This window comes from Escherichia sp. MOD1-EC6098, from assembly GCF_002965865.1.
GTDB lineage: Bacteria > Pseudomonadota > Gammaproteobacteria > Enterobacterales > Enterobacteriaceae > Escherichia > Escherichia marmotae.
This window is the reverse complement of record NZ_PTSN01000084.1, coordinates 1-629: the sequence shown is the minus strand read 5'-3', so window position 1 is coordinate 629 and position 629 is coordinate 1. Positions and strand designations below refer to the sequence as shown.

2 protein-coding genes are annotated in these 629 nt (G+C 57.4%); both read left to right on the top strand.

What is annotated here, in order from left to right; genetic code table 11:
• A partial coding sequence (locus C0K55_RS25750) for a single-stranded DNA-binding protein (protein ID WP_157944186.1) occupies positions 1–308 on the top strand: 308 nt, incomplete at its 5' end.
• Positions 309–364: 56 nt separating this feature from the next.
• On the top strand, positions 365–598 hold the full coding sequence (locus C0K55_RS25745; protein WP_000006026.1) for a DUF905 domain-containing protein: 234 nt from the start codon (positions 365–367) through the stop codon (positions 596–598).
• Positions 599–629 lie beyond the last annotated feature (31 nt).

Here is a 629-nt window from a genome sequence, read left to right as displayed (position 1 = left end):
AGGTCTACATCGAGGGGCAACTCCGTACCCGTAGCTGGGACGACAACAACGGCGTCACCCGTTACATCACTGAAATCCTTGTTAAAACCACGGGCACCATGCAGATGTTGGGACGTGCCGCAGGTGCTCAGACTCAGCCGGAAGAGGCACAACAGTTCAGCGGTCAGCCTCAGCCGGAACCACAGCCGGAAACGAAAAAAGGAGGCGCGAAAACGAAAGGCCGTGGACGTAAGGCCGCGCAGCCGGAGTCGCAGCCGCAACCGCCGGAGAGTGACGATTACGGGTTTTCAGATGATATCCCGTTCTGAACGACTGACTGTGACAACCGCCCCGTCCAGTGCGGGGCATCACCGGAGAGATGAGGATGAGCGAATATTTCAGAATACTTCAGGGGCTGCCTGACGGCTCCTTTACCCGCGAACAGGCCGAAGCCGTTGCCGCACAGTACCGGAACGTCTTTATCGAGGATGAGCAGGGAACGCATTTTCGCCTGGTTGTCCGTAATAACGGTGTAATGGTCTGGCGCACCTGGAATTTTGAGGACGGTGCCGGGTACTGGATGAACCATGTCATCCGGGATTTCGGCATTCTTAAGTAAGAGAGGTGCCGGACGGGGACACGTCCGGCAG

What these genes read in the sequence shown, in the direction of transcription:
- C0K55_RS25745 (WP_000006026.1), top strand. Translation starts at nt 365, where the DNA reads ATGAGCGAATATTTCAGAATACTTCAGGGGCTGCCTGACGGCTCCTTT.